This window comes from Nocardiopsis sp. NPDC049922, from assembly GCF_040660275.1.
In the GTDB taxonomy this organism is placed as follows: domain Bacteria; phylum Actinomycetota; class Actinomycetes; order Streptosporangiales; family Streptosporangiaceae; genus Nocardiopsis.
Genome location: NZ_JBFAME010000007.1, coordinates 59,208 through 82,282 on the forward strand (window position 1 = coordinate 59,208; position 23,075 = coordinate 82,282).

The following is a 23,075-nucleotide window of genomic DNA, read 5'->3' on the forward strand; positions in this document are numbered from 1 at the left end:
CCGCGCAAAAGTGGCACACACCACAACCGCGCCCCCGCTCACCCCGCACCACCTGCTACTACGCGGTTCTCACCGAGGTCACGGGCCTGGGGTGAGCCCACTGTTTCCCGAGTGTTACGACGCGACACGTCCAGGCAACGCGCACTTCCTACCTTCGGTTTCGTCACCACCGTCGAGTAGGAAGGCCTGGTCGTGGCCCCCGAGACCAGTTCACCCAGCCAGCGGACCGGACGGTCCTGGATCACCCACTGGGACCCCGAGGACCCCGCCTTCTGGCGGGAGACCGGCCGACCCATCGCCAAGCGCAACCTGTGGGCGTCGATCCTGTCCGAGCACATCGGCTTCTCCGTCTGGAGCATCTGGTCCGTGCTCGCCCTGTTCATGACCCCCGCCACCGGGTTCGACTGGGCGCCCGAACAGAAGTTCCTGCTCGTCTCGCTCGTCGCCCTGGTCGGCGCGATCCTACGCGTGCCCTACACCCTGGCCGTGCCGATCTTCGGCGGCCGCAACTGGACGATCATCTCCGCGTCCCTGCTGCTCATCCCCACGGCGCTGGCCTTCTACCTGATCCAGAACCCCGACACCCCCTACTGGCTGTTCCTGGTCCTGGGCGCCACCGCGGGCGTCGGCGGAGGCAACTTCTCCTCCTCCATGGCCAACATCAACTTCTACTTCCCCGAGCGGGAGAAGGGCTGGGCGCTCGGCCTGAACGCGGGCGGCGGCAACATCGGGGTCGCCACCGTCCAGCTCGTCGGCCTGGCCGTCATCGCCCTGTTCACCGCGAGCGCCGGCCACGTCGTCCCACTGTTCTACGCCCCGTTCATCCTCCTGGCCATCTGGATCGCCTTCCGGAGCATGAACAACCTCACCAGCGCCCGCACCGACGTGTCCGCCCAGATCGCCGCCACCCGCGACCGGCACTTCTGGATCATGTCCTTCCTCTACGTCGGCACGTTCGGATCCTTCATCGGCTTCGGGTTCGCCTTCGGCCTGCTGCTCCAGAACCAGTTCGGACTCGAACCCCTCCAGGCGGCCTCCGTCACCTTCCTCGGCCCCGCCATCGGCTCCCTCATCCGCCCCGTCGGCGGCAAGATGGCCGACCGCCTCGGCGGCGCCCGGGTCACCTTCTGGAACTTCATCGCGATGGTGGTCGCCACCAGCCTGGCCGTCGCCTCCATCCAGATCGACAACCTGGCCCTGTTCATCGGCGTCTTCGCCGTCGTCTTCGTCCTCACCGGCATCGGCAACGGCTCCGTCTACAAGATGATCCCGTCCCTCTACGCCGCCAAGGCCCAGAGCGCCATCTCCGCGGGCACCCCGGCCGAAGAAGCCCACTCCTACAACAAGCGCATCGCCAGCTCCATGCTCGGCCTCATCGGCGCCATGGGAGCCTTCGGCGGCGTCGCGATCAACCTCGTCTTCCGCGAGTCCTTCCGCGCCACCGAGTCGGCCTCCCCCGGACTCGTCGCCTTCCTGGCCTTCTACGCCGTGTGCGCCGCCGTCACCTACACCGTCTACATGCGCACCCCGACCACGGCCGCCAGCCCCGGCGCCCCGACCCCGGCCACCGGCACCACGGAGACCGTCGCACGATGACCCACGGCCCGAGCACCACGACCCACTGCCCGTACTGCGCGCTCCAGTGCGCCATGCACCTGGACACCGGACCGGACGGACGCCTGACCGCCCGACCGGCGGACTTCCCCACCAACCGGGGCGGGCTGTGCCGCAAGGGCTGGACCTCCACCGAGGTCCTCACCGTCCCCGACCGCCTCACCCGGCCCCTCATGCGCAAGGACCGGGACGCCGAACTCACCGAGGTGGACTGGGACACGGCACTGGACTTCGTCGCCGCACGCCTGAGCGCGCTGCGCGCCGAGTCCGGACCCGACGCGGTCGCGGTGTTCGGCAGCGGTGGACTGACCAACGAGAAGTCCTACACCCTGGGCAAGTTCGCCCGACTGGCGCTGGGCACCTCACAGATCGACTACAACGGCCGGTTCTGCATGTCCTCGGCCGCCGCCGGGGGCAACAAGGCCTTCGGACTGGACCGGGGCATGCCCTTCCCCCTCACCGACGTGGCCGAGGCACAGGTCGTCCTCCTGGCGGGCGCCAACCCCGCCGAGACCATGCCGCCGATGATGGGCCACCTGTCCGCGCCGACCCTCGTCGTCATCGACCCGCGCCAGTCGGGCACCGCCCGCGCCGCCCTCGACAACGGGGGAGTGCACCTGGCCCCCCGCCCCGGCACCGACCTGGCCCTGGCCCTGGGCCTGCTGCACGCCGTCCACGTCCAGGGCTGGACCGACACCGACTACCTCGACGCCCGCACCCACGGCTTCGACGACGCCTGGCGGCACGCCGCCGCCTGGTGGCCCGAACGCACCGAACAGGTCACCGGCGTCCCCGCCGCCCGCCTCCGCCACGCCGCCGACCTGCTCGGCCAGGCCGCCCGCGACCGCTCCGCCTACATCCTGACCGGCCGCGGCACCGAACAGCACGCCAAGGGCACCGACACCGTCTCGGCCTGGATCAACCTCGCCCTCGCCCTGGGCCTGCCCGGCCGCCGCGGCTCCGGGTACGGCTGCATCACCGGCCAGGGCAACGGCCAGGGCGGCCGCGAACACGGCCAGAAGGCCGACCAGCTCCCCGGCTACCGCCGCATCGACGACCCGGCCGCCCGCGCGCACGTCGCCTCCGTGTGGGGCGTGGACCCCCACACCCTGCCCGGCCCCGGCCGCAGCGCCTTCGAACTCCTCGACGCCCTGGGCGCCGACGGCGGCCCCCGCGCCATGCTCCTGTTCGGCTCCAACCCGGTGGTGTCCGCCCCCGACGCCGACCGCGTCCGCGACCGCCTGGCCTCCCTCGACCTGCTCGTGGCCGCCGACTTCGTCCTGTCCGAGACCGCCGCCATGGCCGACGTGGTCCTGCCCGTCGCCCAGTGGGCCGAGGAATCGGGCACCATGACCAACCTCGAAGGCCGCATCCTGCGCCGAGCCCAGGCCACCGCACCCCCCGAGGGCGTCCGCACCGACCTCCAGGTCCTGGCCGACCTGGCCGTCCGCCTGGGCCAGCCCGCCGAACGCTTCCCCACCGACCCCGACACCGTCCTGGCCGAACTCGGCCGGGCCTCCGCCGGGGCGCCCTCCGACTACTCCGGCGCCACCCCCGAGCGCCTGGCCGACGGCGAGGCCCTGTACTGGCCCGTGCGCGCCGACGGCGAGCCCACGCCCCGCCTGTTCCTGGACCGCTTCGCCCACCCCGACGGCCGCGCCCGCCTCGTCCCCGTCGCACATCGCCCACCCGCCGAGACCACCGACGAGGACTACCCGCTCATCGCCACCACCGGACGGCTCATGGGCCACTACCAGTCCGGCGCCCAGACCCGCCGCGTCCCCGAACTCACCGACGCCGAACCCGAGGCCTACGTCGAGGTCCACCCCGACACCGCCGCCCGCGCCGGCCTCGCCCACGGCGACTGGGCCCGCCTGACCTCCCGCCGCGGCCACACCCGCGCCCGGGTACGCCTCACCCCCACCGCCCGCCTGGACACCGTGTTCGTGCCCTTCCACTTCGCCGGAGCCCAGGCCGCCAACAACCTCACCAACCCCGCACTGGACCCCACCAGCCGCATGCCCGAGTTCAAGGTCAGCGCGGTCCGCCTGGAGCCCGAACCCACCCCGTGACCCGCTCCCACCCGCCCACCCCGGCCACCGCCGCCCGGGACACCACACCACCACCAGGAGGCCGCAGATGAGCACCACGCAGGGACCCTCCCCGCGTCAGATCGTGGTCGTCGGCAACGGGATGGTCGGCGCCCGCTTCGCCGAGGAGACCGCCCGCCTGGACCCGGCCGGCGAGCGCGTCCACGTCACCGTCGTCGGCGAGGAGGACCAGGCCGCCTACAACCGGGTCCTGCTCTCCGGCGTGGTCGCGGGCTCCTACACCCCCGACCAGATCCGCCTGCCCGTCCCCGACACCCCCGGCGTCACCGTCCGCACCGGCGTGGCCGCCACCGCCCTGGACACCGAACGGCGCCGCCTCACCCTGGACGACGGCACCCACCTGGACTACGACGAACTCGTCCTGGCCACCGGCGCCCGCGCCGCCTTCCCGCCCGTCACCGGCGTGGCCGCCCCCGACGGCCGACCGGGCGAGGGCGTCACCGCCCTGCGCGACCTGGCCGACTGCCAACGCGTGCTGTCCCTGGCCCGCCCCGGCGCGCCCGTCGTCGTCCTGGGCGGCGGCGTGCTGGGTCTGGAGGCGGCCCGCGGACTGGTCGGCCGCGGCATGCGCGTGTCGGTCGTGGAGTCCTCGCCCTGGATCATGCGCCGCCAGATCGACCAACCCGCGGCCCGCATCCTCGCCGCCCAGTACGCCGCCCTCGGCGTCACCGTGCACTCCTGGCGGGTGGCCTCCCGCTGGGTGCCCGGCACCGGCCTGGAACTGGACGACGGACGCGTCCTGCCCGGCGACGCGCTCGTGGTCACCGCCGGGGTGCGCGGCAACACCGAACTGGCCAAGGACGCGGGGATCGAGGTCGAGCACGGCGTCGTCGTCGACGACACCCTCACCACCTCCGACGCGCGCGTGCACGCCATCGGCGACTGCGCCCAGCACCCCGGCGGCGGGGCCGGACTGGTCCAACCCGGCTGGGAACAGGCGGCCGTGCTCGCCCAACGGCTCACCGGGACCGCACCGCACGCCACCTACACCGGTTCCAGCCCGCTGACCCGCCTCAAGGCCGAGGGCATCGAGCTGACCGCCTTCGGCCGCGTCCACGACGACGAGGACTCCGAGGGCCTGGAGACGGTGACCGTCAGCGACCCGCACGGCGGCCGCTACGCCAAGCTCGTGGTCAGCGCCGAGCGCGTGGTCGGCGCCGTCCTGCTGGGTTTTCCCGAGGCGGCGGCGACCGTGTCCCAGCTGTTCGACACCGGCGCTCCCGTGCCCGCCGACCGCCTCGCGCTGGTGCAGGGCCTGCCCACGGCCGCGCCCGAGGCGGCGTCCGAGGGCGGCGGCCAGCGGACGCTGGTGTGCCGGTGCAACGCCGTCACCCGCGAGACCATCGAACAGGCCTGGCTGGACGGGGCCCGCACCCGCGAGGCCATCGCCGGCGCCACCCGGGCCACCACCGGGTGCGGCGGGTGCGTGCGCGACGTCAACGCCCTGCTGTCGGGTCTGAACGACACCGACACCGCCGGCGTCGGCTGACCCGGTGGGTGTGCCCGCCGCGAGGCCATGGCGGCGGGCACACCCACCGCCGACCCACCGCAACGACGCCGCTACTGGCCGACCCGGCCGTCGATGCGCTCGCGCAACAGGTCGGCGTGCCCGTTGTGGCGCGCGTACTCCTCGATCATGTGCACCAGCACCTCGCGCAGCGACATCCGCCCGTGCCGGTCGATCTCGAACGTGGCGTCCAGCGACGGCGTCCGGGCCACGAAGTCGTCGGTGAACGCCGTCTCCTCACGCCAGACCCGCCAGGCGTGCGCGACGACCTCGGGGTCGGCGACCGCCCCGTCGAACTCGGCGTCGGGCTCCTGGGGCGTGCAGAACAACGGCGGTGCGTCCAGGCCCGACAGCCGCCGCCGGAACCAGATCCGCTCCACCTCCGCCATGTGCCGCACCAGCCCCAGCAGCGACATCGTGGAGGGCTCCACCGACCGGCACGCCAGCTCCCCGGCGGACAGCCCCTCGCACTTGATCTCCAACGTCAGCCGTTGCAGCCGCAGGAACTCCCTCAGCGTGGCGCGCTCGTCACCCAGCCGCGGCCCGTTCATCCGTGGGTCGCTCCCGGGCTCCAGGAACAGGTCCGCGCGCTTGTTCAGCTCACTCATGGGCGCGATTCTCGCCCATCGGGCCCCGCCGTGGACAGCCCCCCGCTCGCCCAGGACGGCGTCCACGTCCCGGCGTCGGCCGCCGCGAGCGCGCTCGCCCCGCAAGCAACGGCGGGCCGGTGACGTCCCCTCACCGCCGCCCCCGGTGGAGGTACTCCGCCTACCCCACACCCACCGCCACGACCCCGCACACCAACGCCACCGCCGACAACCAGCTGCGTACGTGGTTCCACCGCCCCCACACCGTCTCGAACGCGCCCCGCACCGCCGCCGGGTCGGCGACGTTCTCGGCCGGGCCCGCCTCCTCCAGCGCGTTGTTGCGCGGGATGTTGGCCGCGAACGTCACCACCAGGACCGCCACCAGGGCCGCCGCGGCCACCGCCGCCCACCCGGCCGCCGCCCACGCCCCGCCGGTGGCGTACAGCACCACCGTGACCAGCGCCGCCACCGGAGCCCCCAGGAACACCAGGGCGAACAGGGGATTGAGGATCGCCACGTTGATGCCCTGCATCGTCTCGATCATCACCCGGTCACCCACACGCCGCAGCCCCGGCATCACCGCCACCGAGAACGCGAAGAACAGACCGGCGAACAATCCGGTCAACACCACCGACACCACCGGCACGACCGCGAGCACCGTCTGCACACCACTCACCCCACCCTTGCGCCGCCCATCCACGCTTGCGCGCGAAGACTATCGGCCCGGCGCCCGCCATACCCCCTCCCGTCCCAGGTCGACGCACCCGAGGGGATTGGCAGACTGTCCACTCCCACCGCCCGTCGCACCGGATCCGTATGACGGCACCCCCTTTTCCTCGGCGGCGTGTCGCTATACCGTTCGGTAGGTGTGCTCCCCCCAGCTCGTCGGACGCGCCCGGGAACGACGGCAGATGCGCACGGCGGCAGACCCCGGACACCTCGTCCTCGTGGCCGGGGCCGCCGGATCGGGAAAGTCCCGTCTGGTCCACGAACTCCACGAGGCGACCGACACCACCGTCCTGATCGGCCACTGCCCGCCCCGGGCCGAACCGTTCCCGCTCGCCCCCGTCATCGAAGCCCTCCGCGACGCCCCGATCCCCGACGGGCTCAGCCCGTTGTGCGGAGCCCTGCACCCGCTCATACCCGAACACGGCGACCGCCTGCCCGAGCCCCTGCCCCCCGCCGCCACGCCCGCCGACGACCACCACCGCACCTACCGCGCCTTCACCGAACTCCTGGACGCCCTGGGGCCGACCGTCCTGGTCCTGGAGGACGTGCAGTGGATCGACCCCTCCACCCGCGACCTGCTGCACTACCTCACCCCCCGCCTGCCGGCCACCCTCTCCCTCGTCCTGACCTACCGGCCCGAGGAGCTGCCCCGCTCCTTCCCCGTGGCGGCCCTGGCCGCCCACGCCCCCTCCAGCACCACCCACCACGAACTCACCCTCGACCCCCTCACCCCCGACGACCTGCTCGCCCTGGCCCGGGACATCCTGGCCCCCACCCCGGTCACCCCCGAGGACGCCCACCGCCTGCACGCCTGGACCGGCGGCCAACCCCTGGCCGCCGTCGAGACCCTGCGCCACCTGGCCGCCCGCCCACCCACCGAACCCCCCGTCCCCGCCGCGCCCCCCGTCCCCACACCCCTGCGCGACTGGTGGCTGCACCACCTGCGCACCGTCGACCGCGACACCCGCCGCCTGCTGCGCGCCGCCGCCGTCCTGGACGCCCCCTCCCACGAGGACCACCTGGCCCACGTCGCCGACCTGACCCCGCACCGCGCCGAGAAGGCCCTGGCCCGCGCCTGCCGCCGCGGCCTGCTGCACACCACCGACCCCGCCACCCTGGCCCTGGCCACACCCCTCCTGCGCCAGGTGTGCTACTCCGCCCTGGCCCGCGACAAACGCCGCCGCCTGCACCGGGCCGCCCTGACCGTCCTGGCCGAGGCCACCGAACCCGACCACGCCCGCCTGGCCCACCACTCCCGCGAGGCCGGACTCCTGGACGCCTGGACCGACCACGCCGAACGCGCCGCCGACCTCGCCCTGGCCCACGGCGAGGACACCACCGCCGTCACCCTGCTCCGCGACGCCCTGACCCGCCAGAGCCTGCCCGCCCGCCGCCGCTGCGAACTCGCCCTCAAACTCGGCCGCGCCGCCCTCACCGGCATCAGCGCCGAACACACCGTCGACCTGCTGCGCGACGTGCTCACCACCCCCGGCCTGAGCGCCGCCGAACGCGGCGAACTGCGCATGGAACTGGGACTGCTCCTGCTCAACCAGGCCGCCCAGGGCCGCACCGCGCGCGGCGAACTCGTCCGCGCCACCGCCGAACTGTCCACCCGCCCCGACCTGGCCGCCCGCGCCATGTGCGCCCTGGCCGTGCCCCGCGACACCTCCGACTCCGTCGACACCCACCGCCGGTGGATGCGGCAGGCCGTGGCCGCCGCCGACCGCAGCCGCGACCCCGCCGTCGGCCAGATCGTCGCGGTCAACCACGCCACCCTGCTCGCCCAGATCGGCGACCCCGGCGCCTGGCGGATCGCCCTGCCCGACCCCGGACCCGCCCACGCCCACCCCACCCCCGACACCCTGGCCCGCCGCCGCGAGTTCGCCCGCGGCTCCCTCAACCTCGCCGACGCCGCCGTCATGCTCGGCCACTACGAACGCGCCGACGGCCACCTGGACGACGCCACGCACTGGTCGGTCGCCGCCGACGCCCCCTACGTACAGGAGAGCGCCCACACCCTGCGCCTGCTTCTGGACTGGGTGCGCGGCACGTGGTCGGGGCTGGCCGAGGAGACCGAACGCAACCTGCGCTCCCCGCGCCTGGCCCACCTGCACGGGGTCACCGCCGAACTCACCGTCGTGCGCGCGGGTCTGGCCCTGGCCCAGGGCGACCCGGCCACCGCCCAGGCCCTGCTGGCGCGCGTCCAGCCCGACCCCGACACCGGGCCGCGCCCCGCCCCCGACCACACCGTGCCCGTGCGCGCCCTGGCCGCCGGGCTCCTGGCGCGCCTGGCCACCGCCCAGGGCGACCACGCCGCCGCCTGGGAGCAGGTCGAGGGGCTGGTGTCCCTGGTGGCCAGCAAGGGGATCTGGGTGTGGGCCGCCGACCTGGTCCCCGGCATGGAGGCGTTGCTGGACAGCGGACGCGGCGCCGTGGCCCAGGATCTGTGCGCCCGGTTCCGCGCCGGGTTGGGCGGCGCCCACGCCCCGGCGGCCGAGGCGTCCCTGACCCGGTTCGAGGCCGCCCTCGCCCGCCACCGCGGCCACCTCGACCGGGCACTGCACCTGTACGCCGAGGCCGAGACCGCCTACCGCGCGATGTCGCGCCCCTACGACGCCGCCCAGGCCCGCGAGGCGGCCGCCCACACCCACCTGGCCCGCTCCGACCACCAGGGCGCCGCGTCGGCCGGTGTGGAGGGTCTGCGCGCGGCCCTGGCCGACTACACCGAGCTCGGCGCCGCCTGGGACTCCGCGCGGGTGCGCCGCGCCCTGCGCGCCCAGGGGGTGAGCGCGGCTCCCGGCACCGGGCGCGGTCGCAAGGACCAACGGCTGTCGCCGCGCGAGAGCGAGATCGCGACGCTGGCCGCCCAGGGACGCACCAACCGGGAGATCGCGGCGCTGCTGCACCTGTCCCCGCGCACGGTGGAGACCCACGTGGCCAACGCGCTGGCCAAACTCGGCCTGCGCTCGCGGCGCGATCTGTCCGACCCCGCGACTCCCTCCGCTACGTAGTGCCCCGATCACTTCTTAACTACGTAGTAGATACGTATTGTTCGACCACGCCCCGCGACGGAGCATGACACATGGGTGGCCACCCGACCCACGCATCCCTCCATCGAAGGGTTCCCCCACATGCGCAAGATCGGCGCCGCGATCGCGGCCGCCGTGGTGCTGCCGTTCCTGGCAGCCTCCCCGGCCGCCGCCGAACCGGAGATCCCCGCGTTCCTGGACACATCCGACCCCACCGAACGCACCTACATCGTCGTCCTCGACGACAACGCCGACCCCGACGAGGTCGCCCAGCGCAACGGTGACGACCCCAACGGCGTCTACGAGCACGCCCTGACCGGCTACGCCGCGGACATGACCGCCGCCGACGCCGCCGACCTGCTCTCCGACCCCGACGTCGCCTACGTCCAGGAGGACCAAGTCCTCGAGGCGTTCGACCAGGAGACCCCCAACGGCATCTCCCGCACCTTCGCCCCCGACAACCCCAACCTGGACATCAACGGACAGCCCGACTACGTCCCCGACGTGGCCATCGCCGTCCTGGACACCGGTGTCGACGGGGCCCACCCCGACCTCAACGTCGTCGACTCGGTGAACTGCACCAGCGGCACCTGCGTGTCCAACACCGCCACCGACGGCAACGGCCACGGCACACACGTCGCCGGCAGCGCCGCCGCCATCGACAACGGCGAGGGCGTCGTCGGCATGGCCCCGGGCGCCGACATCTGGAACGTGCAGGTCCTGACCGCCGGCGGCAGCGGCACCCTCGCCGGCATCACCGCGGGCGTGGACTACGTCACCGCCAACGCCGACCAGATCGCCGTGGCCAACATGAGCCTGGGCTGTAACGGCTGCACCGACCAGGCCCTGAGCCAGGCCATCACCAACGCCGTCGACGCCGGTGTGGCCTGGGCTGTCGCCGCGGGCAACGACGGGGTCGACGGGGCCAACTTCTTCCCCGCCAACCACCCCGACGTGCTCACCGTCTCCTCCATGGCCGACTCCGACGGCCGGCCCGGAGGCAACGGCGGAACCCTGAGCTGCCGCGGAGACTCCGACGACACCCTGTCGACGTTCTCCAACTACGGCTCCGTCATCGAGATCGCCGCCCCCGGCTCCTGCATCACCTCCACCTGGCCCGGCGGCGGCTACAACACCATCAGCGGCACCTCCATGGCCTCCCCGCACGCCGCGGGCGGCCTGGCCCTGCTGGCCACCGGCGACGCCAAGCCCGCCGACCGCGCCGACGTCATGGCCATGTACCAGACCCTGACCGACGCGGGCAACCACGACTGGAACGACACCTCCGGCGACGGGATCCACGAGCCGCTCCTGGACGTGGGCGACCCCGAGATCTTCCCCGGCGGTGACACCACCCCGCCCGACGGCCCCGTGGCCTCCATCTCGCACTCCTGCGACGACACCACGCTGACCTGCTCCTTCGACGGGTCCGGGTCCGCCGGCGAGATCACCGACTACGCCTGGGAGTTCGGCGACGGCGCCACCGGCACCGGCGCCACCACCACCCACACCTACGCCAGCGAGGACACCTACACCGTCACGCTGACCGTCACCGACGACACCGGCGCCACCAACTCCGACTCCGTCGAGGTCACGGTGGGCGCCCCGGACCACACCGCGCCGACCGCCGAATTCAGCGGTTACTGCTACTCGTGGTTCTACTACTACTGCAGCCTGGACGCCTCCGGGTCCAGCGCCGGGGACGCCCCGATCGTCTCCTACAGCTGGGACTTCGGCGACGGCACCACCGGCACCGGTGAGACCACCTGGCACTTCTACCCGGGTCCGGGCACCTACACCATCGTCCTGACCGTCACCGACGAGACCGGCGCCACCGGCTCGCTCACCAAGACGGTCACCCTGTCCTAACCCCCACCCCCCTCGCGCGGCCCCTTCCCCCCCGGGAGGGGCCGCCGCCACGCCCACACCCCTCACGTGAACCCCAGCGCCAGTCCCCGCGTCGAAGACCACGCACACCCGCGTGACCGCGGACCCACCCGCGCCCACCGTGAGGGAGCCAACCGCACCATGACCACGCGCACCCCCGCAGCGGCCGTCGCGGCCCTGACCCTGGGCCTCCTGCTCAGCTCCTGCGCCCTTCTCGACGGCTCCACCGGCGGCGACCCCACCGACGCGCCCTCCGCGCAGGCCTCCGAGCGACAACGCCCCACACCGCCCTTCGTCCGCCAGGGACGCATGTCCATCGAGGGCGGCAACGACGTCACCTTCGAACTCACCGTCACCGGCCTCGAACACGACGGCGAGTACCTCATGCTGGAGGTGACCCACAACTACCTGGAGGACCTGCCCGGAAGCGTCACCGGCCGCAACCCGCCCGTGCGCCTGGTCGACCCCGTCTCCGGCGAGGTCCTGCGCTTCCTGCACGACCCCCAAAGCGGCGACGAACCCTACGGCACCCACTTCGTCCCCGGCGACCCCGCCATGCCCACCCACGAGGGGCTGCCCACCACCCTGCGCCGCTACTTCCCCGCACCCACCCAGGACGTCGACTACCTGACCCTGACCGGCGCCGGGATCGGCCTCGTCCCGGGCATCCCCCTCACCCGCGTCGACGCCTTCACCCCCGCCCCCGAACCCAACGCCCACGAGTACATCGACCCCGAGACCTTCGCCCAGGAACCCGAACTCCCCGACGAGATCTGGTACCCCGACAACCCGCCGCCCCCCGGCCTGGACACCGCCGACAGGCGCCAGACCATGGAGAGCTTCGTCGACGGCCCCACCGCCTCCACCACCCGCGCCGGCGACCAGGAGACCATCGCCCTGCACGCCGACGAGATGTTCGCCTTCGACGACTCCGAACCCACCGCCGACGCCGCGCAGACCATCCGCGCCGGCGCCCAGACCCTGCGCTCCCACATCGGACCCCGGGTCGAGGAGATCACCATCGTCGGCCACACCGACGGCGTCGGCTCCGACACCCACAACCAGACCCTGTCCCAGGAACGCGCCGAGGCCGCACGCGCCCTGCTGGAGCGGGAACTGGACGGCGAGTTCACCCTCACCATCGAGGGGCGCGGCAGCGCCGAACCCCTGGCCACCGAGGGCGGGCCCGACGACGAGCAGGCCCGCGCCCGCAACCGCCGGGTGGAGTTCACCTACCAGGTGTCCCCAGGCGCCGACGGCTCCGCCGACACCGACGGCCTGGCCTCGGCCCGCCGCCACGTCGCCGAGCCCGCCCACTTCTTCGACGAGCTCGAACCCGTCACCACCCTCATCCACGACGACGTCGACCTGCACGTCTACCCGATGGTGCGCGACGGCGCCTACGCGTTCCAGATGGTGGGCTTGCAGAACTCCACGCTCTCACCCCTGGAGGCGGACCTGGACGTGGACGCGTCGGCCGTCCCCGGCGGCCCCGCCCAGTACACCCAGGGCACCCTGGGCGGCTTCCGCGTCCAGGAACCCGACACCGGCCTGATCCGGTACGTCGTCCGCATCCGCACCGGGGACGGCGAGTACGAGGACTTCGCCGACCGGATCAACGAGCTGGCCACCGGCGAGCAGTACCTGGCCCTGGCCGTGTTCCCCGCTCCCGCCCCGGACGTCACCGAGATGACCCTGTACGCGGGCGCGTTCGGCCAGGTCGACGTGCCCGTCCGCTGACGACGCGCGGCCCCGCTCCCGGGCGGGGCCGCGCGAGGCGGGGGAGGGGCCCGCACCCGCGGGCCCCGGGTTCCTACCCGGCCACCGGGGTCCGCACCGGATCGGCCTCCGGCAGGCCCCGCTCACACTCACCGCACTCCGCGCGCCGCCGCACCGCGTAGGCGGCCGTGGCCACCCCCAGCGCCACACCCCAGGCCCCCATCGACAGGAACACCGTCGCGTGCACGGGCTCGGTGACGGGGGTCGACCCCTCCATCGCGGTCATCAACTGCACCAGGGTGCTGCGGCCCATCGCCACCAGGGCCACGGCCACCAGGCTCGCGGGCGCCACCGCCAGCGCGACCGGGACCCGCCGCCCGGCCAGCCCGACCATCCACCGGGGGAACCGCACGCCCCACCGCTGGACCAGACCCAGCATGAGCACCGCGCCGACCGCTCCGGCCGCCCCCAGCGCCAGACCGGTGAACAGCATGGAGGAGTCCGTGAGCATCCGCCGGGTCTCCTGCTCACCGAAGTCGAGCATCACACCGAACAGCCACAGGAACCGCAGCGCCGGGTACAGCAGGGCCAGCACCACGCCCACACCCACGGCCCACCGCCCGACCCGCAGGGCCCTCGCCCTGACACGCCGTTCCTCCCCGGGGGTCCAGTCCTCCTCGCGCCCGCAGCGCTGGCACGCGTCGCGCACCACCCCGCGGTGGACGAGCGCCGCCACCGCCCACAGGACCACGCCGACGGCGCAGAACAGCAACGTCAACGCCGTGGGCTCCAGGATGGCGGACACATAGGCCGAGGGCAGCCCGGGCACGAACCAGCCCGCGACCGGCACGATCATCGTGTACCCGAGCAAGGCCAGCAGCGACCCGTCGACGAACACCGTCAGGACCGCGACCGCCATCAGCCAGGCGCCCACCTCGGCGACCCGACCGCCCGCACCGCCCCGGCGCAGCAACAGCACCGAGCACACCAGCCCGGCCAGCCCGCACACGGCCATCGCACCCGAGGCCACCCCCAGCCCCTGGCCGGAGAACAGCGACCCGAACGACTCACCCTCGGGCACACCCCTGGGCAGCACACCCGACCACCACCCCAACCCCAGGGCGACGGCCACCGCCGACCAGGCCAGCGTCAGCCAGGGCGCCACACGCGCACGCGGCCCCCCACGGTCGGGGACGGCGGGTCGAACGGACGAGGAGACGGTCATGATCAGGGCTCCCTTCGAGGGCCGAAGCGTTGGCTCCACCCTCCCGCCAGGCCCCGCCCCGCGACCTCCCCGCCAGGGGTGAACCGCCTCCCTCCCACGGGGGAGCCGTACTCACCCGGTCAACACGCCTCCAACCGGTCCGTGCTCACGGTGTAACTGCACCCGTCGAAGTCCGCGGTGAGCCTGAGCTCGCCACCGAGCGCGTGAACGTAGCGGGCGATCGCGTCGACGGTGAACACCTCGCCCTGTTCGATCTGGCTCACCCACCCCTTGGTCACTCCCATGCGTTCCGCCACGGCGGCCTGGGTCAGTCCGCGCTCCTTGCGGATCCGTATGAGCCGTTGTGCGTCCACCCGTGCCAGCAGCGCGCGCCGACGCTTCTCCGCCTCCTGCGGTCCCCCCACCCGGTCGACGTAGCCGTCGCGGTCCCACTCGCTGTACCCGCTCATCGTTCCTCCTCCTTGGATCGCCGCTCCACGTAGTCATGGAACCTCCGTTCGGCTGCCGGGACGGCCCGGTCATACCAGCGGTTCCAGTGACCCGCCTTGTCCCCTGCGACCAGGAGTATCGCCGAGCGCCATGGGTCGAACACGAAGAGGATCCTGACCTCGCTTCGCCCCGTCGATCCCGGCCGCAGCTCCTTGAGATTCCTGATCGTCGAGCCCGCGATGGTACCCACCAAGGGCCGTTTCAGGGCCGGCCCCGAGACACTCAGTGCGAAGAGCGCGCCCTCCACCAGATCGAACGTTCCCTCATCGTCGGCCCGGAGCTTCTCCAACCACTCCCGTACCTCATCCACGAGGTAGATGTCCCACACACAGTCACGTTCACTCATGCCGGGAGTCTAGGAAATGCTATACCTGCGCGTGGTGGAAATCCAGGAACTCACCACCCCGCACCGATCACTCATCCGCCACCTGCGGCGACAGCACATCGAAACATAGCCGTCACAACCGTCTGACGCCGGGGAAACACCCCCCGGGTTGCCTGAAACACGACCGCACCGCAGCCCGGAGGAGCCGAACACCCATGGAAGAACTCGTCGTCATCGGCAACGGCATGGTCGGCCACCGACTCGTCGAGGCCCTGCGTGACCGCGACACCGCCCACCGCTGGCACACCACCGTCGTGGGCGAGGAACCGCGCACCGCCTACGACCGCGTCGCCCTCTCCTCCTACTTCGACGGCGCCAGCGCCGACGACCTCTCCCTCGGCGACCCCGCCGGCCCCCGCACCGACGTCCACGTCGGCGAACGCGCCACCGCCATCGACCGCGCCGCCCGCACCGTCACCACCTCCACCGGCCGCACCCTGCCCTACGACCGCCTCGTCCTGGCCACCGGGTCCACCCCCTTCGTCCCACCCATCCCCGGCCACGACCTGCCCGGCTGCCACGTCTACCGCACCATCGAGGACCTGGACGCCATCACCGCCTCCGCCGCCACCGCCCGCACCGGCGTCGTCATCGGCGGCGGACTGCTCGGCCTGGAGGCCGCCAACGCCCTACGCCTGCTCGGCCTGAAGGCGCACGTGGTCGAACTCGCCCCCCACCTCATGCCCGCCCAGATCGACGAGGGCGCCGGCGCCCTGCTCAAGAACCTCGTCACCGACCTGGGCGTGAGCGTGCACACCGGCACCGCCACCACCGCCATCGAACCCGGCCCCGACGGCCACGCCGCCCGCCTGGTCCTGGACGACGGCGGCCACCTGGACACCGACCTGGTCGTCTTCTCCGTCGGCATCCGCCCCCGCGACGACCTGGCCCGCGCCTGCGGCCTGGACCTGGGCGACCGCGGCGGCATCGCCGTCGACGACACCTGCACCACCAGCGACGCCCACATCATGGCCATCGGCGAGGCCGCCAACCACCGCGGCACCGTCTACGGCCTCATCGCCCCCGGCAACGCCATGGCCGAGGTCGTCGCCGACCGCCTCGTCGGCGGCGACGCCACCTTCACCGGCGCCGACACCTCCACCAAGCTCAAGCTCCTGGGCGTGGACGTGGCCAGCTTCGGCGACGCCCACGGCCGCACACCCGGCGCCCTGGACGTGGTCGTCAACGACGCCGCCAGCGGCCGCTACGCCAAACTCGTCCTCTCCGACGACGCCACCACCCTCCTCGGCGGCGTCCTGGTCGGCGACGCATCCGCCTACGCCACCCTGCGCCCCCTGGCCGGCTCCCCGCTGCCCGGCGACCCGCTCGCCCTGATCACCCCCGACGGCGGCGCGACCGTGGGCGCCGACGCCCTGCCCCACGACGCCCAGATCTGCTCGTGCAACGCCGTCACCAAGGGCGCCATCTGCGACGCCATCGACTCCGGCTCCACCGACGTGCCCGCCCTGAAGGCCTGCACCCGAGCCGGAACCAGCTGCGGCTCGTGCGTGCCCATGCTCAAGCAGCTCCTGGACCAGGCCGGGATCGTCCAGTCCAACGCCCTGTGCGAGCACTTCACCCAGTCGCGCACCGAACTGGTCGAGATCGTCCGCGCCACCGGCCTCACCACGTTCTCCGCCCTCATCGAACGGCACGGCACCGGCCGCGGCTGCGACATCTGCAAGCCCGCCGTCGCCTCGATCCTCGCCTCGCTCGGAGGCGGCCACATCCTCCAGGGCGAACAGGCCACCCTCCAGGACACCAACGACCGGTACCTGGCCAACATGCAGCGCAACGGCACCTACTCGGTCGTCCCCCGCATCCCCGGCGGCGAGATCACCCCCGACAAGCTCATCGTCATCGGCGAGGTCGCCCGCGACTTCAACCTCTACACCAAGATCACCGGCGGCCAGCGCATCGACCTGTTCGGCGCCCGCCTCGAACAGCTGCCCGCCATCTGGTCCCGCCTGGTCCAGGCCGGCTTCGAGTCCGGACACGCCTACGGCAAGGCCCTGCGCACCGTCAAGTCCTGCGTGGGCACCACCTGGTGCCGCTACGGCGTCCAGGACTCGGTCGGCCTGGCCATCCGCCTGGAGGAGCGCTACCGGGGCCTGCGCTCACCCCACAAGCTCAAGTCGGCCGTCTCCGGGTGCGCCCGCGAGTGCGCCGAGGCCCGCGGCAAGGACTTCGGCGTCATCGCCACCGACAACGGCTGGAACCTGTACGTGGGCGGCAACGGCGGCTTCACCCCCCGCCACGCCGAACTCCTCGCCTCCGACCTGGACGAGGACACCCTCATCCGCTACATCGACCGGTTCCTGATGTTCTACATCCGCACCGCCGACCGCCTCCAACGCACCGCACCCTGGATCGAGGCCATGGACGGCGGCCTGGACCACCTGCGCGACGTCGTCGTCCACGACTGCCTGGGCATCGCCGCCGAACTCGAACAAGCCATGGAACACCACGTGGCCGCCTACTCCGACGAGTGGGCCGACGTCCTGGCCGACCCCGACAAGCTCGCCCGGTTCGTGTCCTTCGCCAACGCCCCCGACACCCCCGACCCCACCATCACCTTCACCACCACCCGCGACCAGCCCGTCCCCGGCACCCCCCTCAACCTCGGCATGCCCACCCCCCGACCGCAGGAGGCCACCCGATGACCACCGCCACCCACACCACCCGCACCGGCACCTGGATCAACGCCTGCCCCGCCCACCGCCTCCACCCCGAGGACGGCGTGGCCGTCCTGCTCCCCGACGGCCGCCAGGCCGCCCTGTTCCGCACCCACGACGACCACCTGTACGCGGTCGACAACATCGACCCCTACACCCAGGCCGCCGTCATCTCCCGCGGCATCGTCGGCGACCGCGACGGCGAACCCACCGTCGCCTCACCCATGCTCAAGCACGTCTTCTCCCTCCGCACCGGCCACAGCCTGGACGACCCCACCACCGGCCTGACCACCTGGCCCGTCCGCGTCGACGGCGACACCGTCCAGATCCACACCAGTGAGGGAACCCCGTGACCGAAACCGTGCACGCACCACCCACACCCACCACCGCGCCCCTGGCCGGGTTCACCGTCGCCGTCACCGCCGCCCGACGCGCCGACGAACTCGCCGCCATGCTGCGCCGCAAGGGCGCCGAGGTCGTGGCCGCGCCCGCACTGCGCATCGTCCCCCTCAGCGACGACCAGCGCCTGGCCGCCGTCTCCTCCGAACTCGCCCGCCGCCCCGCCGACGTCGTCGTGGCCACCACCGGCATCGGCTTCCGCGGCTGGGTCGAGGCCTGCGAGACCTGGGGCACGGTCGAACCCCTCCTGGCCTCCCTGCGCACCTCCCGCCTGCTCGCCCGCGGCCCCAAGGCCAAGGGCGCCATCCGCGCCGCCGGACTCACCGAGGAGTGGTCACCCCCCTCCGAGTCCTCCGCCGAGGTCCTGGACTACCTGCTGGCCACCGGCGTCCAGGGGCTGCGCGTGGCCATCCAACTCCACGGCGAACCCCTGCCCGACTTCACCGCCGCCCTGCGCCTGGCCGGCGCCGACGTCGTCGAGGTCCCCGTCTACCGGTGGACCCCACCCGAGGACACCGCCCCCCTGGACCGGCTCATCGAAGCCGTCACCACCGGGGGAGTGGACGCCGTCACCTTCACCAGCGCCCCCGCCGCCGCCGGACTGCTCGCCCGCGCCCGCACCAACGGCCAGGCCGACGCCCTCGTCTCGGCCCTGCGCGGCGACGTCCTGGCCATGTGCGTCGGACCCGTCACCGCCCGCCCCCTCATGGCCCAGGACATCCCCACCGTGTGGCCGGGGCGCGCCCGCATCGGCGCCCAGGTACGCAAACTCACCGAGGAACTCCCCAACCGGTTCCCCACCCTGGACGTGGCCGGACACCGCCTGCGCCTGCGCGGCCACGCCGTCCTGGTCGACGGCACCGTCCACACCCTCTCACCCACGCTGATGCGCCTGATGCGCGAACTCGCCCGCCGCCCCGGCCAGGTCCGCGACCGCGCCCACCTGCTCACCTGCCTGGGCGAGGACGCCGACGCCCACGCCGTGGAGACGGCCGTGGCCCGCCTGCGCACCGCCCTGGGCGACTCCCGCATCATCCAGACGGTCGTCAAACGCGGCTACCGCCTGGCCCTGGACACCCCCGACTGCGCGGCGACGCCATGAACCGCCAGCCCGCACTCATCCTCGCCGTCCACGGCACCCGCGACCCGCACGGCACCGCCGTCGCCCACTCCCTGGCCCTGCGGGTCGGCGAGATCACCCGCCTGCCCACCCACCTGGCCTTCGCCGACGTGCTCACGCCCAGCGTCGGCGACGTGGCCGCCAGCGTCCCGGGCCCGGTGGTGGTCGTGCCCGCCTTCCTGGCCAGCGGTTACCACGTGCGCAAGGACATCCCGCACCAGCTCGCCAGAGCGGGTCGGGCCGACGCCGTGCTCGCCCCCGCCCTGGGCGCCCACCCCGCCGTCGTGGCCACCGCGCACCGGCGTCTGCGCACCGCGGGCTACCGCGACGGCGACGCCGTCGTCCTGGCCTGCGCCGGCACCTCCGACGCGCGCGCCCGCGCCGAACTCCACGACAGCGCCCGCGCCCTGGCCGGGCGCCTGGACACCCCCGTGGCCACCGGCTACATCGCCACCGGAGGCCCCACGGTCGCCGAACAGGTCGCCCGCCTGCGCGCCCAGGGACACAGGCGGGTCGCGGTGGCCACCTGGCTGCTCGCCCCGGGGCTGTTCCACGACCGGCTCGCCGACGTCGGCGCCGACGTCGTCGCGCCGCCGCTGTGCCCGGATCCGGCGATCGCCCACGCCGTCGCCGAACGCTACCGGCGGGCCGCGATCCCCCTGCCGGTCTGAAGGAGCGGGGGCTCGGCGCGTGCGCACACGCCGAGCCCCCGCGACCGTGTGTCGCGGGGGCGGTGGTGCCCGGCCCGGCCCCGTCGCACCGGGCGGGTCAGTGCCAGTCGCTGATCCTGACGTCGTCGGGCGCGGGCTCGCCCTGGCCGGTTTCGACCATCCTCTTCAGGCTCATCAGGAAGATCGCCCACTTGGTGCTGCAGTGGGCCATGAACTCCACCGGTTCCCTCCAGCCCTCGTGCCGGAACAGCACGATCGTGTAGTCGCCCTCCTTGCTGAGGTCGAAGCGAATCCGCGTTCCCATCCACTCCTGGGGGCCCTCGACGGTCTCCCAGAGCACGTGTGCGGCGGGCCGGGTCTCCAGCACCTTCATGGCGCACGCGCCGGGCTCGAAGCCGAACCGGAGCACACCCCCGGCGTCACCGTCGCCGTCGGTGTCCCGCGTCCACCAGCCCGCCAGGCCGTCGACCGTGGTCAGGGCCCTGTAGACGGCCTCGGGCGTGCAGGTCACGCCGATCCTGTGCGCGATGTCCGCCATCTGATCACCTCTCGTCGTGCGTGTGGGCACCCGGGTCCGGGTGCGCTCACGCCGCCGCGGCGGGCGCGGCGGCGTTGGTTCGCGCGCGCTCAGTCCCGCTGGGCGCGCTGGACGGCCTCGGCCACGCGTTTGACGCGCCGCAGCCGGGCGTCCCACGCGGCCCCGACCGACGACAGTTGCGCGACCGCCCGGGCGAGCTGGAGCTGGTCGACCTCGTAGCGTCGTTCGCGTCCGCGGGGCGTGGCGTGGACCAGCCCGGCCCGGTCGAGCACACCGAGGTGTTTGGCGACCGCCTGGCGTGTGACCGGCAGCCGCTCGCTCAGCGTGGTCGCGGTCCCCGTGCCACCGGCCAGGAGCAGGTCGAGCATCCGCCGCCGGACGGGGTCGCCCACCGCCGACCAGAGCTCGTCGTCGACGGACGCGTTCACGGCGTCGACACCAGCCGGGTGGCGTAGTCGACCAGGCGGGGGAGGAAGTGGTCCCATCCCGCGGTGTTCTCGCGGTAGCGCTCCTCGAGCACGGCCGCCTCCCAGCCCCTCTCCCGGAACCCCGTCTCGGTGAAGCGCAGCAGCGTGCCCCCTGCCGACGGAACGAGGTCGAAGGTCACCAGGAGCGAGTTGGCGGGGGTCGCGGTGGCGTGCTCGTCGTGGGTCCACCGGAAGGAGAAGCGTCGGGGCGGGTCGGCCTCCACCACGGTCAGCGGAGCCACCTCCTTCTCGGACGTGGACCCGTCACCGAAGGAGACGAACCCGGTGGCGCCGGGCACCGGATCCAGCTCGGCCTCGTCCGGCCACCACTCCCGCAGGTGTTCGGGCCTGCTGAGGACCTGATAGACGACCTCGGGCGTGGCGTCGACGTGGATCTCCCGCTCGATACTGCCGTACTCCATCGCACTCTCCTTGTTTCGCAACCTTTGGTTGCATGAAAATCTAGGGCACTCCGCCAGAATGCGCAACCAAAGGTTGCAAAAAAGATGGGGTGCGACGGCGGACCACCCCCACCCACCCCGAACCCGACCGACGCCCCCGTGGCCACAACCGGCAAACCCCGCACATCCCCCCGCGCACGGGGAACACCACCGGTGGTATCCCGACCCCCGTCCGTGAGGAAGACCCATGGCCCCCACCACCCCCCTCGACGTCCACGACCCCCTCTGCGACCGCGCCGTGGGCGCCCTCCTCGGCGCCGCCACCGCCGCCGCCCTCGTGGGCGCACCACCCGCCCTGACCACCCAGTTCACCGACCCCACCCCCACCAGCGCCCCCGCCCGCCTGGCCCACCTGATCCGCACCGCCCTCACCGACCTGGCCGCCGACGACGACCTCCCCGACCCCCCACCCGACCCCGCCGCCCGCGCCTGGGCCCACACCCTGCGCACCGCCGCCCGCACCGGCACCGCCCCCACCCGCGTCCCCGACCTCGAACACACCCCCACCGACGACCCCCTCGGAGCCTCCTGGCGCGCCCTGACCCGCACCTCCCACCCCCACCACGACCCCGCCGCGGGCACCTTCGCCTGCACCCACCTCGTCGACGCCATCTGGTGGGCCTCCGCCGCCGCCGGAGACCTGGCCGCCATGCACACCGGCGCCCTGGCCGGAGCCCTGTGGGGCGCCTCGGCCATCCCCGTCCACGCCTGGCGACACCTGGCCGACACCCTCGACCCCCACACCCTGGTCGCCGACGCCCTGCGCACCGCCCGCGGCCCCCACCCCCACCTGTGGCCCGAGACCTCCGTGCGCACCCGACCCCACCAGCGCCTGCGCCCCTTCGCCGTCGCCCACCCCCTCGACCCCGGCGTCCTGCTCGCCAACCTCGACCACCTGCGCGAGCACCCCGACAGCGCCGACGCCGCAGTCTCCCTGTGCGCCACCCACCCCACCGACGCACCCCACCTGCCCGCCCGCGACTGGGTCCGGATCTGGCTGCACGACCGGCCCGGCGCCAACCAGAACCTGCACTACACACTCGACGAGGCCGCCGCGGCCGTGGCCACCCTGCGCGCCGAGGGCAAACGCGTCCTGCTGCACTGCTGGGCCGGAGCCTCACGCACCCCCGCCGTGGCCGCCCGCTACGCCGTCACCGCCCTGGGCGCCCCCGCCCTGCCCACCCTGACCCAGATGATCCGCGTCGTCGGCGGCCACCTGGACAACCCCACACTGGCGCGCGCCGTCGCCGAACTCAGCGGCCAGCCCCTGCCCGACCCGACCCTCACGCTCTTCCCCGACGGGGTTCCCCCACGCCGACCCGAGCTGCCAAAACCGCAGGTCAACGGGTGACAAGTTCCACAAAACACCACTTTCCGGTACCGTGACCCCCGCGTTACCCCTAGGCTCAGCGCCCAGACCCCGTGCGATGCCAACGCCGGCGGTCACGGCTCCGCCCGTGCG

19 protein-coding genes are annotated in these 23,075 nt (G+C 73.4%); 11 read left to right on the forward strand and 8 right to left on the reverse strand.

The annotated features are described in order from the left end of the window. Window positions 1-192: 192 nt before the first annotated feature. From AB0I72_RS14930 to AB0I72_RS14940, 3 genes are all read left to right on the forward strand, one after another. Window positions 193-1,596, forward strand: a complete 1,404-nt coding sequence (locus AB0I72_RS14930) for a nitrate/nitrite transporter (RefSeq protein ID WP_358567820.1) — start codon at window positions 193-195, stop codon at window positions 1,594-1,596. Next, window positions 1,593-3,686 (forward strand): molybdopterin oxidoreductase family protein, encoded by a 2,094-nt coding sequence (locus AB0I72_RS14935; protein ID WP_358567823.1) that lies wholly within the window; start codon window positions 1,593-1,595, stop codon window positions 3,684-3,686. Before AB0I72_RS14930 ends, AB0I72_RS14935 begins: the two co-directional genes overlap by 4 nt. Window positions 3,687-3,753: 67 nt before the next feature. Next, window positions 3,754-5,214 carry an FAD-dependent oxidoreductase gene (locus tag AB0I72_RS14940; RefSeq protein WP_358567826.1) on the forward strand — a complete coding sequence of 487 codons (1,461 nt, stop codon included), beginning with the start codon at window positions 3,754-3,756 and terminating at the stop codon, window positions 5,212-5,214. 71 nt (window positions 5,215-5,285) lie between these two features. Here AB0I72_RS14940 and AB0I72_RS14945 read toward each other — a convergent pair whose 3' ends face one another. Both AB0I72_RS14945 and AB0I72_RS14950 read right to left on the reverse strand, forming a co-directional pair. Beyond that, window positions 5,286-5,840 carry a DinB family protein gene (locus AB0I72_RS14945; RefSeq protein WP_358567829.1) on the reverse strand — a complete coding sequence of 185 codons (555 nt, stop codon included), beginning with the start codon at window positions 5,838-5,840 and terminating at the stop codon, window positions 5,286-5,288. A gap of 160 nt (window positions 5,841-6,000) precedes the next feature. Then, window positions 6,001-6,486 (reverse strand): anthrone oxygenase family protein, encoded by a 486-nt coding sequence (locus AB0I72_RS14950; protein WP_358567832.1) that lies wholly within the window; start codon window positions 6,484-6,486, stop codon window positions 6,001-6,003. 199 nt (window positions 6,487-6,685) lie between these two features. Here AB0I72_RS14950 and AB0I72_RS14955 point away from each other — a divergent pair, with 199 nt between their 5' ends. The 3 genes from AB0I72_RS14955 (at window position 6,686) to AB0I72_RS14965 (ending at window position 13,204) form a co-directional block, all read left to right on the forward strand. Then, window positions 6,686-9,559, forward strand: coding sequence for an AAA family ATPase (locus tag AB0I72_RS14955; protein WP_358567835.1), 2,874 nt, complete (start codon window positions 6,686-6,688; stop codon window positions 9,557-9,559). A 120-nt stretch (window positions 9,560-9,679) separates the two neighbouring features. After that, the gene (locus AB0I72_RS14960; RefSeq protein ID WP_358567838.1) at window positions 9,680-11,446 is read left to right on the forward strand and encodes a S8 family serine peptidase; all 1,767 of its coding nucleotides are present in this window, start codon (window positions 9,680-9,682) and stop codon (window positions 11,444-11,446) included. Between the two features lie 159 nt (window positions 11,447-11,605). Next, a complete protein-coding gene (locus tag AB0I72_RS14965) occupies window positions 11,606-13,204 on the forward strand; it encodes an OmpA family protein (RefSeq protein WP_358567841.1) in 1,599 nt (532 codons plus the stop codon). Between the two features lie 73 nt (window positions 13,205-13,277). On the opposite strand, the gene AB0I72_RS14970 is transcribed toward AB0I72_RS14965, so the two are convergent. From AB0I72_RS14970 to AB0I72_RS14980, 3 genes are all read right to left on the reverse strand, one after another. Beyond that, window positions 13,278-14,408 (reverse strand): hypothetical protein, encoded by a 1,131-nt coding sequence (locus AB0I72_RS14970; protein WP_358567844.1) that lies wholly within the window; start codon window positions 14,406-14,408, stop codon window positions 13,278-13,280. A 119-nt stretch (window positions 14,409-14,527) separates the two neighbouring features. Further along, a complete protein-coding gene (locus AB0I72_RS14975; RefSeq protein WP_358567847.1) occupies window positions 14,528-14,857 on the reverse strand; it encodes a helix-turn-helix domain-containing protein in 330 nt (109 codons plus the stop codon). Beyond that, window positions 14,854-15,243 carry a type II toxin-antitoxin system RelE/ParE family toxin gene (locus AB0I72_RS14980; RefSeq protein WP_358567850.1) on the reverse strand — a complete coding sequence of 130 codons (390 nt, stop codon included), beginning with the start codon at window positions 15,241-15,243 and terminating at the stop codon, window positions 14,854-14,856. Before AB0I72_RS14980 ends, AB0I72_RS14975 begins: the two co-directional genes overlap by 4 nt. A gap of 194 nt (window positions 15,244-15,437) precedes the next feature. On the opposite strand from AB0I72_RS14980, the gene nirB reads away from it, so the two are divergent. The 4 genes from nirB to AB0I72_RS15000 are packed head-to-tail and all read left to right on the forward strand — an operon-like array spanning window position 15,438 to window position 20,147. Continuing rightward, window positions 15,438-17,945: a nitrite reductase large subunit NirB gene (gene nirB / locus AB0I72_RS14985; RefSeq protein WP_358567853.1), complete on the forward strand. Its 2,508-nt coding sequence runs from the start codon at window positions 15,438-15,440 to the stop codon at window positions 17,943-17,945. Next, the gene (gene nirD, locus AB0I72_RS14990; protein WP_358567856.1) at window positions 17,942-18,310 is read left to right on the forward strand and encodes a nitrite reductase small subunit NirD; all 369 of its coding nucleotides are present in this window, start codon (window positions 17,942-17,944) and stop codon (window positions 18,308-18,310) included. Before nirB ends, nirD begins: the two co-directional genes overlap by 4 nt. Beyond that, on the forward strand, window positions 18,307-19,458 hold the full coding sequence (locus AB0I72_RS14995; RefSeq protein ID WP_358567859.1) for a uroporphyrinogen-III synthase: 1,152 nt from the start codon (window positions 18,307-18,309) through the stop codon (window positions 19,456-19,458). Before nirD ends, AB0I72_RS14995 begins: the two co-directional genes overlap by 4 nt. Further along, entirely contained in the window at window positions 19,455-20,147 is a 693-nt protein-coding gene (locus AB0I72_RS15000) for a CbiX/SirB N-terminal domain-containing protein (RefSeq protein WP_358567862.1), read from the forward strand. Before AB0I72_RS14995 ends, AB0I72_RS15000 begins: the two co-directional genes overlap by 4 nt. A 97-nt stretch (window positions 20,148-20,244) precedes the next feature. Here the strand turns inward: AB0I72_RS15000 and AB0I72_RS15005 are convergent, their stop codons facing one another. From AB0I72_RS15005 to AB0I72_RS15015, 3 genes are all read right to left on the reverse strand, one after another. Then, window positions 20,245-20,685, reverse strand: coding sequence for an SRPBCC domain-containing protein (locus AB0I72_RS15005; protein WP_358567865.1), 441 nt, complete (start codon window positions 20,683-20,685; stop codon window positions 20,245-20,247). 89 nt (window positions 20,686-20,774) lie between these two features. Beyond that, entirely contained in the window at window positions 20,775-21,113 is a 339-nt protein-coding gene (locus tag AB0I72_RS15010) for a metalloregulator ArsR/SmtB family transcription factor (RefSeq protein WP_358567868.1), read from the reverse strand. Beyond that, window positions 21,110-21,574, reverse strand: coding sequence for an SRPBCC family protein (locus tag AB0I72_RS15015; RefSeq protein WP_358567871.1), 465 nt, complete (start codon window positions 21,572-21,574; stop codon window positions 21,110-21,112). Before AB0I72_RS15015 ends, AB0I72_RS15010 begins: the two co-directional genes overlap by 4 nt. A gap of 226 nt (window positions 21,575-21,800) precedes the next feature. On the opposite strand from AB0I72_RS15015, the gene AB0I72_RS15020 reads away from it, so the two are divergent. Further along, window positions 21,801-22,964 (forward strand): protein phosphatase, encoded by a 1,164-nt coding sequence (locus AB0I72_RS15020; protein WP_358567874.1) that lies wholly within the window; start codon window positions 21,801-21,803, stop codon window positions 22,962-22,964. Window positions 22,965-23,075 lie beyond the last annotated feature (111 nt).